13 protein-coding genes are annotated in these 16,036 nt (G+C 53.9%); 3 read left to right on the forward strand and 10 right to left on the reverse strand.

Annotation, left to right across the window (positions count from 1 at the left end):
* The 3 genes from ACOSYY_RS00420 to ACOSYY_RS00430 all read right to left on the reverse strand — a co-directional run.
* On the reverse strand, positions 1-177 hold a 177-nt coding region (locus tag ACOSYY_RS00420), incomplete at its 3' end, for a glutamine amidotransferase-related protein (protein ID WP_421660258.1).
* A 68-nt stretch (positions 178-245) separates the two neighbouring features.
* Complete coding sequence (gene trpE / locus ACOSYY_RS00425; protein WP_421660246.1) at positions 246-1,742, reverse strand: anthranilate synthase component I; 1,497 nt, start codon at positions 1,740-1,742, stop codon at positions 246-248.
* 10 nt (positions 1,743-1,752) lie between these two features.
* Entirely contained in the window at positions 1,753-2,406 is a 654-nt protein-coding gene (locus ACOSYY_RS00430) for a LysM peptidoglycan-binding domain-containing protein (protein WP_421660247.1), read from the reverse strand.
* Between the two features lie 228 nt (positions 2,407-2,634).
* On the opposite strand from ACOSYY_RS00430, the gene ligA reads away from it, so the two are divergent.
* Positions 2,635-4,695 carry an NAD-dependent DNA ligase LigA gene (ligA, locus tag ACOSYY_RS00435; RefSeq protein ID WP_421660248.1) on the forward strand — a complete coding sequence of 687 codons (2,061 nt, stop codon included), beginning with the start codon at positions 2,635-2,637 and terminating at the stop codon, positions 4,693-4,695.
* Here ligA and ACOSYY_RS00440 read toward each other — a convergent pair whose 3' ends face one another.
* From ACOSYY_RS00440 to ACOSYY_RS00470, 7 genes are all read right to left on the reverse strand, one after another.
* On the reverse strand, positions 4,696-5,961 hold the full coding sequence (locus ACOSYY_RS00440) for a hemolysin family protein (protein ID WP_421660249.1): 1,266 nt from the start codon (positions 5,959-5,961) through the stop codon (positions 4,696-4,698). It lies immediately after the preceding gene.
* A gap of 252 nt (positions 5,962-6,213) precedes the next feature.
* Positions 6,214-6,882, reverse strand: coding sequence for a septal ring lytic transglycosylase RlpA family protein (locus ACOSYY_RS00445; protein ID WP_421660250.1), 669 nt, complete (start codon positions 6,880-6,882; stop codon positions 6,214-6,216).
* 12 nt (positions 6,883-6,894) lie between these two features.
* On the reverse strand, positions 6,895-7,305 hold the full coding sequence (locus ACOSYY_RS00450; RefSeq protein WP_421660251.1) for an ACT domain-containing protein: 411 nt from the start codon (positions 7,303-7,305) through the stop codon (positions 6,895-6,897).
* A 248-nt stretch (positions 7,306-7,553) separates the two neighbouring features.
* Positions 7,554-11,090 carry a vitamin B12-dependent ribonucleotide reductase gene (locus ACOSYY_RS00455; protein ID WP_421660252.1) on the reverse strand — a complete coding sequence of 1,179 codons (3,537 nt, stop codon included), beginning with the start codon at positions 11,088-11,090 and terminating at the stop codon, positions 7,554-7,556.
* A 236-nt stretch (positions 11,091-11,326) separates the two neighbouring features.
* Entirely contained in the window at positions 11,327-11,698 is a 372-nt protein-coding gene (locus ACOSYY_RS00460; RefSeq protein WP_421660253.1) for a DUF4359 domain-containing protein, read from the reverse strand.
* A 280-nt stretch (positions 11,699-11,978) separates the two neighbouring features.
* Positions 11,979-13,232: an AmpG family muropeptide MFS transporter gene (locus tag ACOSYY_RS00465; protein WP_526023255.1), complete on the reverse strand. Its 1,254-nt coding sequence runs from the start codon at positions 13,230-13,232 to the stop codon at positions 11,979-11,981.
* A gap of 228 nt (positions 13,233-13,460) precedes the next feature.
* Positions 13,461-13,859 carry a hypothetical protein gene (locus ACOSYY_RS00470; RefSeq protein WP_421660255.1) on the reverse strand — a complete coding sequence of 133 codons (399 nt, stop codon included), beginning with the start codon at positions 13,857-13,859 and terminating at the stop codon, positions 13,461-13,463.
* 139 nt (positions 13,860-13,998) lie between these two features.
* On the opposite strand from ACOSYY_RS00470, the gene mtaB reads away from it, so the two are divergent.
* Both mtaB and ACOSYY_RS00480 read left to right on the forward strand, forming a co-directional pair.
* On the forward strand, positions 13,999-15,342 hold the full coding sequence (gene mtaB, locus ACOSYY_RS00475; protein WP_421660256.1) for a tRNA (N(6)-L-threonylcarbamoyladenosine(37)-C(2))-methylthiotransferase MtaB: 1,344 nt from the start codon (positions 13,999-14,001) through the stop codon (positions 15,340-15,342).
* The coding region (locus ACOSYY_RS00480; RefSeq protein WP_421660257.1) for a radical SAM protein at positions 15,339-16,036 on the forward strand (698 nt) is incomplete at its 3' end. The genes mtaB and ACOSYY_RS00480, both read left to right, overlap by 4 nt.

Genomic DNA, 16,036 nt, shown 5'->3' on the forward strand with positions numbered 1-16,036 from the left:
GGCTTCTTTAGGCGTGCAGGGCCCGGGAGAGATGACGAGACGGTCAGGATGCAACTTCTCGATCTGGTCGAGCGTAATCTTGTCGTTTCGATAGACTTGCACCTCTTCGCCTAATTCTCCGAGATACTGAACGAGGTTATAGGTGAAGGAGTCGTAGTTATCGATGACTAATAGCATGAGTGTTACTCGTCGCTCGTGAAGCGTATCTCGTACGCGGTTGACGTTTCACGCCACGAACCACGTTCTCATTCCAGCCCCTGTTCCGCCAGTTCGATCGCCTTCATCATGGCGCGGGCCTTATTGCACGTTTCTTCGTACTCGTGTTCCGGCTTTGAATCGGCCACGATGCCGGCGCCGGCCTGGATGAAGGCCCGATGCCGAGAGACAACGACGGTCCGAATATTGATGCACATGTCCATATTACCCGAAAACCCGATGTAGCCGACGGCGCCGGCGTAGGGCCCGCGTCTGGTCGGTTCAAGTTCCTCGATGATTTCCATGGCTCTGATCTTAGGAGCACCTGACACGGTACCGGCAGGAAAGCACGCTTTCAGCACATCATACACCGTCTTGCTCGGGCACAGCTTGCCCGTGACGTTCGAGACCATATGCATGACGTGCGAGTACCGCTCGACATTCATCAACGACTCGACGTGGACGGACCCCCCTTCAGCCACACGACCGACATCGTTGCGCCCGAGATCCACCAGCATGATATGTTCGGCTCGTTCCTTGGCATCGGCAAGAAGACGGCGCTCCAATTCCGTGTCCTCATCCGTCGTCGTGCCGCGCCGTCTTGTTCCAGCAATCGGACGTACCGAGACAAGCCCGTCCTCACACCGCACAAGAATTTCCGGAGACGAGCCAACAAGTTCAACCCCTGCAATCCTGAGGTAATACATGTACGGCGACGGATTCACCAGACGCAAGGCCCGATAGAGTTGAAACGTAGGAGCCTGTAAATTCGTTTCCCAGCGCTGCGACAGGACACATTGAAAGATATCTCCTGCCCTGATGTACTCCTGGGCGCGCGAAACGATTTTCTCAAAGTCCGCCTTGCTCATATTGGTCGTGAAACGAATCGGGGATCGTCGACGCCTCGGCTTTACGCGCCGAAGAGGTCGACGGATTCTGGCAATCATTGCTTCAATCCTGTCCGTCGCATCACGATAGGCCGAACGAATTTCTCTGTCCGATGGTGACTTCACATGTGCATTGGCTACGACCTTGATCTTCTGCGATACGTTGTCGAAGATAAGCAGCGTCTCGGTCAAAAGAAAGGCAAAGTCCGGAATATCGAGGTGTTCCTTCCTCCGAAAGGGCAGGTCCTCGAATGTCCGCACCATATCGTAGCCGAGGTAACCGACGGCTCCGCCTACGAAACGAGGCAGATCCGGAACTGTGACGGGACGATATGTCTCCAAGATTTCCCGCAGGCGGTCCAACGGCGCGCCCCGGCTCGGGATCCGCCGGCGATCCGAACCCTTCTTCACACAGAGATCGCCCCGATCCTCATAGATGATGAGAGGGGATCCACTTCCGAGGAAAGAATATCTGGCCCACTTTTCTCCCCCTTGAATGCTCTCCAGTAAATAGGCTGAAGGACCATGATCGATCTTGGCAAAGGCTGAGACCGGTGTATCATGGTCCGCCAAAATTTCACGGAACAAAGGAATGAGATTGCCCTGCTTTGCGTACGAGCGAAATTCATCCAGCGTGAGTGAATAGGTCACAGCCCGCATGTCGTTCCGCTTACTCTGCTCCCACCACGAGTTTCTGTCCTATCTCGACAATGTCATCCGGCAACTTATTCAGCTTCTTCAACTTATCCACCTCGACTCCATACCGCCTGCCGATACTGAAGAGGGTTTCCCCAGGCTTCACAACATGCACCGTCCCTTCCGGCACCTTTGAAGCGGAAGGCGGCTCCGTCACAGCCGCCATACCCTTTCCCTTGTCTGGAAGATTGCCTCCGCTCCGACCGCCGGAGGCAGCTTTCGGCAGTTCGGCTTTTTTCGGTTTGGCGGAAGGAGAATGGCCTTTCCGCTGCATATCTTCCAAGGCTTTCCGCTCCAATAATGTCGCTTCCCGGATGGCCTCTGTCTCTTCTTGAAGGCGACCCATCTGCTCTCGTGCCACTTGCACCTGTGCAGACAGCTCACGATTCCTGGCCTCAAGTTCAGCCAGTTCAGCCTTGGTATGCCTGACTTCGCTATCGAGCTCAGCCGTTCGCTTTTCTTCCTGAGCCAAAAGGCGCTGAAAATTCAGGCTGCGTGCTTTTTCTGCGTTGTATTTTTCCTCTAACACGACACATCCGTTGACCAGTAAACCACTACAAAGCAGTATTCCTAATAAAGAAATCTTCCGCGCTCGCTCACAGACATCCTGTTGCGCTCCCTTCCGCATACACCCTCCTTTGCCCAGGCTTCTGTCGACTTCAGACCTGTCGAAGAGACGCTTAGAATAGTGGCCACTGACGCGAAAGTCAAAGCAGACCGGGTCTTTCTGGTTTGACCGTTTCCAGGGCCTATGCTAGGGTCAGCGCCACTTAAACCTCTCCCCCTTATCATGCAAATGTCATCTGTCATGACACCTAAAGACGATTGATGAAACTTCATCTCGTTGAGAGCCACGATGCGACAAGATTCCCTTTATGACGACTCTCCGTCCTCTTCGAGGGTGCCTCGCTCAGAGCAAGAGCGACTCGCGCAGCTCAAAAGCCAAATCAGGCACCACGACTATCTGTATTACGTCAAGGACCGCCCCGAGATTTCCGATGGGGAATATGATCGGTTGTTCCGGGAATTGGGCGATCTCGAACGGGCTTACCCCGAGCTGACCACTCCGGATTCCCCAACCCAGCGTGTCGGCGCTCCCCCCCTTGACGAACTCGGTAAGGTTCAGCACGAACGACCCATGTTGAGCCTTGATTCCTTGGTGGAGTCTGACGAGGTCTTGGCTTTTGACCAGCGGATGAAACGGGAGCTGGGTACGGACAAAATCGAGTACACGGTGGAGCCAAAATTCGACGGTCTATCGGTTGAAATGATCTATGACCATGGGACGTTTGTTCGTGGTTCAACCCGCGGCGATGGAAACGTCGGGGAAGATATTACTATTAATCTCCGTACGATTCGATCGTTACCGTTACAGTTGCAAGCCGGCACGTACCCGGATCATCTGGTCGTGCGGGGCGAAGTGTACATGCGCCTCTCCGACTTTCATGCGCTCAACCGCCGGATGACGGAACGGGGAAATGACGTCTTTGCAAACCCCCGCAACGCCGCCGCCGGCTCTCTCCGGCAACTCGATTCACAAATTACCGCCTCCCGGCCGCTTGTCGTCACGTGCTATGAAGTGATGGCAATGACTGGAATATACCCACCGTCGCACTGGGCTGAACTGGAGATGTTGGCTCTGTGCGGACTTCCTGTCCCTAATCTTCGCCGACGATGTGAAACCATCGACCTGGTCTTGGCGTTCCATCGGGAAACCGAAGATCAGCGCGACAACCTCCCCTACGAAATTGATGGAGTGGTCGTCAAAGTCGATCGCAGGGATTGGCAGGCGAGACTGGGAATGAAATCCAGGAGCCCTCGTTGGGCCATCGCGTTCAAGTTTCCTCCTCGGAAGGAAATCACGGAGGTCCAGGACATTGTCATCTCCGTCGGCCGCACTGGCATCCTGACACCTCTCGCTCTTCTGAAGCCGGTGGAAGTGGGTGGGGTCACCATCAGTCGAGCAACTCTCCATAATGCCGATGAGGTGGCACGAAAGGACATCCGCATGGGCGACACGGTTCGAGTCGAGCGCGCAGGGGATGTCATTCCGGCGATCGCTGAACGTATCCCCGTCTCGAATCAAGTCAGGTCAGGCCCTTTCCAAATGCCACATCACTGTCCGATATGCGGTTCCGCCGTGGCGAGAGAAGGGGCCTACTTCTACTGCACGGGTCAAGCCGTCTGTCCTGCTCAGTTGAAAGGTGCGATCGAACACTTCGCGTCGAAAACCGCATTGAACATCGAAGGCCTCGGCAAGAAGACAGTCGCTCAATTAGTCGATCAAGGACTCGTCAAGAACCTCTCTGATCTTTATCGCCTTGATCGGGAGCAGCTCTTGAAGCTCCAAGGGTTTGCGGAGAGATCCGCAACTCTGCTCCTTGACGCCATCGCTCGAAGTAAAACGGTGCCTCTCGATCGATTGTTGATGGGCCTGGGAATCCGCCAAGTTGGGCAGCACATCGCTAAAGTACTCGCGAAAGAGTTCGGCTCTCTCGATGCCATCATGGCGGCTGATCGCAACCAATTTCAGGAAATCCGGGAGATTGGTCCCGAGATTTCTGAAAGTTTGATCTCCTACTTCCAAGAAAGTTCGAACCGGCAGGTCATCGACCAATTGCATGAACTGGGCTTTTCAATCGTAGGCACACCCTCCCCTCAGAACCGAAGAGCTTTGCCTTTCTCAGGGAAGAGTTTCGTGTTCACCGGTGGATTGGAGAGGTTGACCAGAGATGATGCCAAGGCGTTGGTCGAACAGTTGGGCGCCACCGTATCATCCAGTGTCAGCAAGCGGACAGGCTATGTCGTGGCCGGCACGGATCCTGGCTCCAAACTCGATCAGGCTCAAGAATTAGGTGTGACGGTCATAGACGAAAAGACTTTTCTGGACTGGATAGGGCAACAAAAGGAGAGCTAGTCACACCGAGGCTTCGACCGGAACAGGCACTTTCTCGTCCTTAAAAATTTGCACGCTTCGTATCGACCGAGGATCCGCCTCGTGGACCACCAAGCGGCAGTTCTCGATGCGGAGTTCTTCCCCTACCTGAGGGATGCGACCAAGGTTTTCCTGGATCAGCCCTCCGATGGTCAGAGCCTCATCCCCTAGCTCGACTTTCAGGAAGTCGTTCACCCTTCGAACTTCCGTCCGTCCGTGGACCAGGATTTGGTTTTTTCCAATGCGCTTGATAAGTTCCTCGGTGATATCCGTTTCATCGACGATCTCACCTACTACTTCCTCGAGAAGGTCTTCAAGCGTCACCAGTCCCATGACACCACCGAATTCGTTGACGACGACACCCATATGCCGCTTTTCCTGCTGGAATTGCTGCATCAAATCATCGGCTGTTTTGCCGGCCGGGACAAAGAGCGGAGGATGAGCGATATCCCTGAGGAGCAAATCGGTTCTCCCTTTGGCCAACTCCGTCAACGCCTTCGTCTTATAGAGAATCCCGGTAATGTTATCGAGCATCCCATCATAGAGCGGAATCCTGGAATACTTCGAGTTATAGAGCAGTTCTTGTGCGTCCTTAAGTCGAAGATTCCCGTCGAGAGAAAACACGTAGATGCGGGGCGTCATCGCATCTTCCGCCGTAATATCCTTTAACTGGAACACATTCTTTATCATCTTCACTTCTTCAGATTCGATTTCACCGGCCTTTCCCCCTTGGTCCAGCATGATCTTCAGCTCTTCCTCCGTTACTAAGGGATGAGTCAGTCCTTTTCCACCCGTCAAACTGTAGATCAGGGGGACAATCAGGAAAAGGATCGGCTGCAACATGACTTGAACCCAATAAACCGGGTAAGCGAGGTTCAGGGTAACAGGCACTGAAAATTTGGCAGCCAAAGTCTTTGGGACCACGTCTACGGATACCAAGAGAACGAAAGTCAGAATACCGACCATGACCGCGATGGCTTCTTCGAAAACGCTCTTCTCCCCATAGGCATTCAACGTGATAAAGGTGGCGAACATCGGGATTGCCGTGCTGACCAGACGATCTCCCACCAGAATGGTCGAAAAGAGCTTCTGGGGGTCGCTTCTCAGTTGAAGGGCTTTTTCAGCTCGTTTGCTTCCGTTTTGCGCCAATGCTCTCAGCCGCGTTTCGTTAACCGAGAAGAAACCGATCTCGGCTGTAGAAATGATAGCGGATACCCCTATCAACCCTAAAAGGATGAGGATGTCCATCGCAGTCGTATATTAGGGACGCTGGACCAGTATGGCTGGCCTGATGAAAAGCCGGGCGTCTCCCAGAGGATACCTCTTGGTCCACCCTTCAGAGGATTGCAAGATTAGGATAACTGGACCGCTTAGAATAGAGCTCACAGCTGATACATCTATCACAAGGATCAATCGCAAGCAAGTAATCCAAAGAATGTTTCTTAAAAATCAATCGGTTCTAAACGAGCTATCCCAGTAACGCCCCAACTCGCAAAGTGTTTAGCCGTCGTCCCGTACGACAAATGATTGGACGCTATATTTCTGATCGAGACCAACCGCAGCCATTTGAGCTTGCTGTTCGGTCGCGAATCGACCAATTTGCACTCTGTAACGGCGTCCCTCCGGGAGGTCGACCTGTACAATACGCCCATCGGAAAAATCTCGTTGAATCTGAGCAAACAACACCCGGGCGTTCTGAAGATCCGCGAAGGAACCGACTTGAACCCTTAATTCCCCCATTCCTTCCGGTCGAGAGTTATAGCCAACCACTCGCAGTTCGACCTGGTCGGTTCCGTTTCCGACCATTCCTAGCGCTTGAGCACCTGCCAACGAAAGGTCCAAAATTCTTCCCTTGGCGAACGGCCCTCGATCATTAATCCTGACCGTAATATGGCGCCCCGAGGTCAACGAATGAACAACTGCGAGGGACCCCAGCGGCAGCGTCCGATGAGCAGCCGTCAGTTTGTGCATATCATACCGCTCCCCATTAGCCGTCTTGTTCCCATGAAAACCAGGGCCATACCAAGAAGCCATCCCCCGTTCTACAAAGCCAATTGGATACCCATGTGAGCGGTCGATGGGACGGGGAGTTGTGGTGCAGCCATGGTAAAGGAAGACACCCAGTCCGATCACGAGTATGAACAGAGGAGGAGGTTTCGTGAGCGGCATCGGCCGCATCGATCAAAACTCGTCGAGCGACTGATTGCGCAGAATGGTCAAGGCTTTGTCGGTGTTGGAAACGGTCAGAACGACGATCGCCCGCTTTCCCTCCCGTGAAGGTGTGCAATAGCCGCACTTGATGTTGATCCGGCTCTTCATCAAGGTATCCGCCACTTTCCTTAACGCACCAGGCTTATTTTCGAGACTTAACAGGAGCGCGGTTTCTTCGCCGAACTTAATCTTCGCCGCCTTAAGGGCCGCGCGAGCACTTTCCAGATCCGCGACTAACAGACGCAACTTACCCGTTCCCATCACTTCCGGAGCGGAGAAAGCCTTGATGTTGACCCCGGCTTCACCGAGAACCGCCGTCACTCTGGCAAGGGCGCCCGGCTTACTCTGGCCGCTGATGACAAGCTGCGTCGTAGTTGGCATATCAGCACTCCTTGTGGCTCTCCGGCGTCAAAACCTTTTTCGCCTTGTCGAGCGAGCGACTCGCAACGGAGACCAAGACCCGTAATGATAAAATATGATGCGAGAATACGCCGGTCTCATGCAAGGCTTTCGAACCCGTAGCCGTAACGAAAAGAAGCCTTCGGTACCCGATCGAATTCGCAGGAACCGTCGCTTCCTACATCGTAGACACGATAACGGCCGCTTGCTCTGCATCCTCGATACTCCTCCTAAGAACATCCACTCGTTGCGCCGCACGTCATGCATTTGAGGCAGGTGCCGTTTCGAACCATGGTGAATTGCTTGCATTCTTGGCAGGGGTCGCCTTCATAGCCCTTCACTTTGGCCTCTTTAGCGTTTTGGACTTCCGTCAGCGTGAGCGTTTCACGCATGATCTCCACTTGTCGGGCAACACTGTGCCCGTTTCCGTGGCCGTTTCCTTTTCCGCCGTTCCGGCGGATGGGAAGATGTTCCGTAATAACGGAAGATTTAGCCAGTGCATCAAGGTCCGCTTCTTCATCGAAGCATTCGGGATCCATATGGTCTTTCTTCATAGAATCCATGCGTAAATCTTCTTCGTTCACCTGCGCGAGATCATACCGATCGAGATACGTCACGGCCAATTCACGGAAAATATAATCGATGATCGAGGTCGACATTTTGATTCGATCGTTCAATTTGACGGGACCGTTCGGCTCAAATCGGGTAAAGACAAACGCCTCGACGAATTCTTCCAGCGGCACACCGTGCTGAAGTCCGAGAGAGATGGCGATCGCAAAACAATTCATGAGGCTTCTGAACGCCGCCCCCTCTTTATGCATGTCCAAAAAGATTTCCCCGACTGTCCCATCCTCATATTCACCGGTACGCAAGTAGAGCTTATGTCCCCCGATAATTGCCTTTTGAGTGTATCCGCTTCGCCGACTCGGTAATGGGCGTCTCTTGGCAAGGTACCGAACGAGCACCCGCTCGGTGATTTTCTCCGCCATCTCCATCACGCCGGTGGTTGCCTCCACGGCCTTTCCACTATCCGTCGAGGCACTCAATGGCTGACTCAGCTTGGACCCGTCACGATACAGTGCGACCGCTTTGACCATGCTTTTCCACGCAAGCAAATAGGCGGCCTTGACGTCTTCGAGCGTGGCATCGGCCGGCATATTGATGGTCTTGCTGATCGCGCCGCTGATGAACGGCTGTGCCGCGGCCATCATGCGGATATGCGCATCGACCGCGATGGACCGTTGCCCGATTCGGCCGCACCGATTGGCGCAGTCGAATACCGCAAGGTGTTCGACCTTCAAATGCGGCGCGCCCTCCACCGTCATCGTCCCGCAGCAAAAATCGTTTGCGGCAGCGATCTCTTCTTGCGTAAAACCGAGCGTCTTCAGCATGTTGAAGTTCGTTTCATTCAGCTGTGTCTCGGTGAGACCAAGCTTTTGTATGCAGAGGTCTTCGCCCAGCGTGAACTTATTGAATGCAAACTGAATTTCGAAGGCTTGCCCCAAACTGCTCTCCAAACGACCGAGAGCTGCGTCGTCGAATCCCTTTGAACGCAGCGTGTCGTGATTGATGAAGGGTGCGCCCTTAAGCGTTTGAGCACCGACGCAGTAACGAACGATGTCCTGCGTTTGTTGATCCGTATAGCCGAGGTTGACCAGCGCAATCGGCAAGCTTTGATTGATGATCTTGAAGTATCCTCCACCGGCCAATTTCTTAAACTTCACCAGAGCGAAGTCCGGTTCAATCCCCGTGGTATCACAATCCATGACCAACCCAATTGTGCCGGTTGGAGCAATGACGGTCACCTGCGCATTGCGGTACCCATAGGCTGTTCCTAATTCAAGCGCATGGTCCCAAGCTCGTCTGGCCGCGAGGAGCATGTCGGGAGGACAATGCTCCGGACGGATTCCCGCCGGCGCGATCGTCAGACCTTCATATTCGGCGTGAGGTACCTGATAGGCGGCCCGACGGTGATTACGGATGACCCGCAGCATGTGCTCTCGATTCTTGGCATACCCAGGGAAGGGCGACAATTCGGCGGCCATTTCAGCCGATGTCCCGTATGCTTCCCCGGTCATGATGGCCGTGATGGCTCCACAAATCGCCAGTGCCCTTGGCGAATCATAGGGAATCCCTTGTCGCATGAGGGCGGTCCCCAAATTTGCGTAACCCAACCCGAGCGTCCGGAACTGATAGCTCTTTTCGGCGATGGAACGGCTCGGGAAGGAGGCCATCAACACACTGATCTCCAATGCGATCGTCCACAGCCGAACGGCATGCTGGAAATTCTCCAGTTCGAATTGCCCATCGGCGGTGTAGAACTTCGTGAGATTGAGGGAAGCGAGATTACAGGCCGTATCGTCCAAAAACATGTATTCGGAACAAGGATTGGATGCATTGATGCGGCCGTCTTCCGGACAGGTGTGCCACTCGTTGATAGTGGTATCGTACTGAGTTCCGGGATCAGCGCAAATCCACGCGGCCCATGCGATTCGGTCCCACAGCTCTCTGGCTTTGATGATCTTACAGACCTTGCCGTTCGTTCGGCGCTTGAGTTGCCAGTCGCCGTCTGCTTCGAGAGCGGCGAAGAACGCATTGGGAATCCTGACGCTGTTGTTTGAATTTTGGCCGGAGACCGTCTGATACGCCTTGCCATCCCAATTGGTATCGTACTCGTGAAATACGAAATGCGTGAAGCCTTGCTGCGCATAGGAAAACATCCGTTGGATATAGGCCTCGGGCACCATATCCCGACGGGCCGATGTCAAAGCTTCGCGCAATACCGGATTCGTCTTCTGATCGTGGTCCAGCCTGAGAGCCCCTTCGCCATCGACCGTATGGCAAGCTTTCAGCACGGCGTTGAGGCGCTGCGCACAAATCTTTGAACCCGTCACCATCGCCGCGACTTTTTGTTCTTCGATGACTTTCCAATCGATGAATTCTTCGATATCCGGATGATCGAGGTCCAAACAAACCATCTTAGCGGCACGACGCGTTGTCCCTCCGGACTTGATCGCTCCGGCGGCTCGATCCCCAATTTTCAGGAAGGACATAAGGCCTGAAGACTTTCCGCCGCCGGAAAGCCCTTCCCCGTCCCCACGCAGTTTCGAAAAATTCGTTCCGGTCCCGGAGCCATACTTGAACAACCGTGCCTCCCGGACCCAAAGATCCATGATCCCGTTTTCATTCACCAGATCATCCTCGATCGATTGAATGAAACAGGCATGCGGTTGAGGGTGTTCGAAGGCGTTGGCGGCTTTCACAACTTCGCGAGTCTGAGGATCGACGTAATAATGTCCTTGCGCCGGTCCCGATAACCCATAGGCATAATGAAGGCCTGTATTGAACCACTGAGGAGAGTTCGGCGCGGCCATTTGATGCGCCAGCATGTAGCACATTTCATCGTGAAAAGATTCGGCATCTTCCGGCGTCTTGAAATACCCATAGGACTTGCCCCAATGGGTCCAGCACCCGGCCATGCGCTCGAAGACTTGACGGGCGTCTCGCTCTCCACCCGATACCGGCTTGCCATCCGGACCGATGACCGGCTGCTCATTCTGATCGCGCTGCGGAACTCCGGCCTTCCGAAAGTACTTCTGGGCCAATATGTCGACGGCAAGCTGAGACCATGTCTCAGGGACATCGATATTTTCGAGTTTAAATACGGTGGATCCATCGGGATTCCGAATCTCCGACGAGCGCTTCACAAACATGATCCCCTCGTAGGGATTCTGTCCGCGACGAGTAAATCTTCGATCAATTTTCACGGTTAGCCTCCTGAGAGAGGAAAGGGGAGCTCGTTAACTTCAATGAATAGCTACATATAGCTATCATAAATTTTTGTCAACACAAAGTGTTGTGGATTTTGGGGGAACAGGGGAAAGACTGTGAATAGTCGAAACGCGAATCTCATGGCTTACTTTAGTCGCTTACAAACAAGGTTATCCACAGAAATAAACGAGGAACTCGGGCTCCTCCAAATTACCCTGGTCCTTTTTCTTTTTTAGAAGGCCATTCGCCCGATTTTTAGCGTCGCTTCCTCGACACCTTGAAGGGGTATGAACCGACCCCCGAGACCAAGAACGATGACCTTCGTATCCCCTATCTGTGTCTCATACTGGCTCACAATCCCCCAGTTCCGTCGCGCGGTATTCGGCCTCACGATGGATTCAAGAAGCTTCCTACTTTGCGACTGAAACACCTGCCGAATAAATTGTTGTTCTCGAGTCGGTGTGCCGTGGTCCATTCGGTCTATCGCTTTGCTCAATTCCTGTTCGACGAAATGTAAATAGTCGTCCATGGTCGGATTCGACCACGCCAATGCAATCATCCCGGACAGTGCAACGACCAGCGCACTCAAGCGAAGAAGACTCATAACGTTTCCACGAGAACCTTCAACTTACCCGTAACCCGAGGATGGCGGCTCTCTCCATTGCTCTTTCTTCAACGGTGATTGTCTTCCGAGCCAATCGCGATTCGCCTGCCAGCACGGTTACCAAGTTACTCACAACATTAGTTTCGACCATCCTATATAAAAACTGCTCTGCATAGTGTGCCGCTACAAGCTTTGCAGTTCCCTTTGTAAAGCATATCTTCCATAAGATTCCGATACGCCGTACCTGACATGTTCTAGTCTCATGATGGATCCATCCAAGTCAGTTTGAAATGGGTGTGGCGACAGATTCTTTTACATCGGTCGATGCGGCAACCTTCTGCTCCGGTTCGATGGAATGCCTAATCCGCCAGACGGCCCAGAGGCCCGGGAGAGCCACTACTACCGTCAAAACAAAAAACTGCGTCCATCCGACCAGGGCCACGACATCGGCCGATGGGCGACCGGCAAACACCCGCCCCAACGCCTCCAGGGAGGACAATAGCGCGAATTGAGTCGCGGTATACCGAGGATCGCAGAGCGACATAACCAACGCGACGAACGCAGCGGTGCCCATTCCTCCTGTCACATTTTCGACTACAATCACCGCCGTCAGTGCGGTTCCGTTCTTGCCGGCTACGGCCAATGCAACAAATCCCAGGTTTGAGACCGCTTGCAAGACCCCGAAGATCAATAGGGAGCGCACCAGCCCAGATCTGATCATCAAAAGTCCACCCCAAAAGGCGCCGAGTAACGTAGCAAAAACACCCAATCCCTTCACAGCGCCTACATCCGTAGCGGAAAAGCCGAGTCCTCCGATCAGGAAGGCGGTCTGGAGCGCAGACGCAAAGGCGTCTCCTAGCTTATAGAGCATGATCACGGCCAAGAAGCCCACCGCGTGAGGCCGTCCAAAGAACTCCGCCAGTGGCGCGCCGACTGCTTCCTTCATGCTCTTTGGAGCCTCGGCGACGAATGTGGGGTCCGGGCTGATCAGGACGATAAACGACCCAGCCAGCATGACGGCTGCCATCGTTAGGTACGTCATCTGCCATCCCACATGATCGGCAAGGACCAGCGCGCCGGCTCCGGATGCCAAAAGGGCGATTCGATAGCCATTCACCCACACAGCGGCACCCAACCCACGTTCCTGCGGATGGAGCGTATCCGTACGATAGGCATCGAAGACAATGTCCAGAGACGCAGCAAGAAATGCCACGAGCATGGCATAGGCCGCCATCCAGCCGGGATGAACCTTTGGATTGGTCGCAGCCATAAGCACCAGGCCGATTGCAACACAGAGTTGTGTCAGAACCATCCAGCCGCGACGCCGACCCAACCAGGGTGGAACCACGCGATCCATCACAGGAGCCCAAAGGAACTTGAGCGTATAGGGTAGGCCGACCATCGTGAAAATGCCGATGGTCTTGAGGTCGACTCCTCCTACCGTAAGCCAAGCTTGTAAGGTGCCGGACGTGAGCGCAAGAGGGAGGCCGGACACAAAACCCAACGGGAGCATGACGAGGATGCGCCGATTCATAAGACCGGCGAGATCAAAAGAACCTTGTTTCACAGGAACTCACTCGCGCGAGGGTGGTCGAACAGGTAGATCGGCACACAACGTCGAAACATTCTTAAATTGGAACGCAGAATACCATTCCGTCCGGCTACAACTCAGCAGAATCACGAAATATGCATGAGGGGCTTCACCGGTTTGCGCAGAAACTGATAAGGAGTTGCTAAGAGCCCGCAGGCTTTCAACAGCCTACTAACAGGGCTGGCCGTTGAACAGACAGGGCTTATATCGCGAGATATCGAAGTCGGTATTTTCCTGGTAAACCTTTTCATTGCCGTTGACCCCGTCCTGCTCCGGATCGTTCCACATGATATGGTTCCACCAATAGAACAGCGGTTGAGCTTCAGTCTGGTAAATGGGATTACCATAGGTACTGCGAGAATATTCCTGAACAAGCCGGGCCGTGACATAGTCCACTTTGCCGTTTCCGCTGAGCGAATACAGCATGATGAACAGACGGGCCTCATGATCATACAGCTCATCGACGCGAGTATTGAGGTCGGGCTCGGCGGGAAGCGAATCCGTGATCCATCCCATCCCCGGATGGCTCCAAAGCAACCAGATAAAACCCAAAAAGATGACCGCGCGCAAACGCATGATCCTCACGCTTCGATCGCTCGGATGAAAGCCCATTGGAGAGTCTTTCAGCAATGAGTAAACCCTTTCCTGCGAACTCATCCGCAACAAGCAACCTTGCCGGAACGCGCATGATCTTCTTATAATGCCACCTATGATGACGACCCGTGCATCTCTTCATACGCTCGGCTGCCGCCTGAATCAAGCCGAAACCTCGATCCTAGGAGAAGGGCTCAAACGAAAGGGGTTTGAGCTCGTCGAATTCGGTCAACCTACAGATCTACTGGTGCTCAATACCTGTGCCGTTACGGAAGACGCCGAACGGACATCGCGATACCTGATCCGGAAGACCTTGAAACACTCTCCCCATGCCTTTATCGCCGTGACGGGGTGCTATGCCCAAACGGGCATGGAGAGTCTCAAGCAGCAGGCTGGGATCGACCTCATCGTGGGCCATCAATTCAAGCTTGATCTGCCGGCCTTTCTTCCTCCCGCCCACGAGTTACGGAAACGGCCTGCCGCCGAGATTCGACATGCCAAAGCGATCGAACGTGGAGACTTCGAGCTACCGTATTTTGCGGAATCGGAGGCGACCCGTGCATTGCTCAAAATCCAGGACGGCTGCAGTGCGATGTGCAGTTTCTGCATTATACCGTTTGCACGTGGTCATGAGCGAAGCAGGACTTTTGAGGACATCCAGCGCGAAGTGGAAGTCTTAGCCGCTCGAGGATATCGGGAAGTCGTGCTGACCGGAGTGAACATCGGCCAGTATGCGCATCAGGGCCGGGACTTTTGTTCGTTGCTTCGTTGGTTCGACCAAGCAGCCGGCTTCGAACGCATCCGCATTTCTTCAATTGAACCCACAACAGTCGGCGAGGAATTGCTTGATCTCCTCGCTTCGTCGAAGAAACTCTGTCCCTATCTTCACATCCCGTTGCAAAGCGGGGACGATCAGATTTTGCAGGCCATGAATCGACGCCATACGATCAAGAGTTATATCAAGCTGATCGAAAAAGCTCTCGTAACCATCCCGAACCTCGGCCTTGGAACGGATCTTATGGTTGGATTCCCCGGGGAGACTGAGACCGCTTTTCAGAATACGTTGGCCGTGGCAACCGATTTTCCATTCTCGTATCTTCACGTATTTCCATACTCGTCTCGGCCTGGAACGGCCGCAGTGCGCCTGAAGCAGCGGATCCTGCCGGCATCGATCAAGAAACGTGCCGATCTCCTCCTGGCTCTCGACCGAGCCAAGCGACTCGCTTTTCATAACAAACAAATCGGCAAGACCATCTCGGTCCTTTTCGAATCTGGAACTCGGGACGGCTACTCTTTCGGCACGGCGTCCAACTTCACACGTGTGGGGATCACAGTCTCCGGGGATTTCCAGAATCACATCTTGCCGGTCACGATCACCGCTGCAACCGACCGCTGTGCGTTCGGCCATATCACCTCCGATTCGCAAACGAACCCTGCAATGGCAATACCAACACTATGAGCCTGAAAATTCTTCCTCAAGTCCACATTGAAACCTTCGGCTGTCAAATGAACGAGTCCGACAGCGAACTCGTTCGATCGATGCTCAAGCAAGAAGGATTTGTTTTTACGGAAGACCGTGAACGGGCCGATGTCGTATTGGTCAACACCTGCGCCATCAGAGAGAATGCGCACAACAAGATTTACGCACATCTCACCGAGTTGAAAGCGATCAAGAAACAGCGCCCACTCGTCGTGGGCGTCCTCGGCTGCATGGCCCAAAATCTGAAAGGCGCGCTGGCAGAGAAAGAGCCGCTCATCGACGTGTTGGCCGGCCCCGATGCGTACCGCCAACTTCCCTCGTTGCTGGCGACCGCGCTTGAAGCACAAGAACAGGGACTCTCTCAGAAAGGATTCGCCCTCGATCTGTCGGAGTATGAAACCTATGAAGGAATCATGCCGGACCGCGACAGCGGGGTAAACACATGGATTACCGTGATGCGAGGCTGCGATAATTTCTGTTCTTTCTGTGTCGTCCCCTATACCATGGGACGTGAACGGTCGCGTGATCCCAAATCCATTCTGCACGAAGCCCTTGATGCGTCCGCCCGAGGATTCAGGCAAATCACGCTACTCGGCCAGAACGTTAATTCCTACCGACATGAGAAATGGGACTTCGCCAGACTGATCACCGCCGTGGCGGAGACACCGGGGAT

The sequence above is a fragment of the Nitrospira sp. BLG_2 genome (assembly GCF_049222245.1).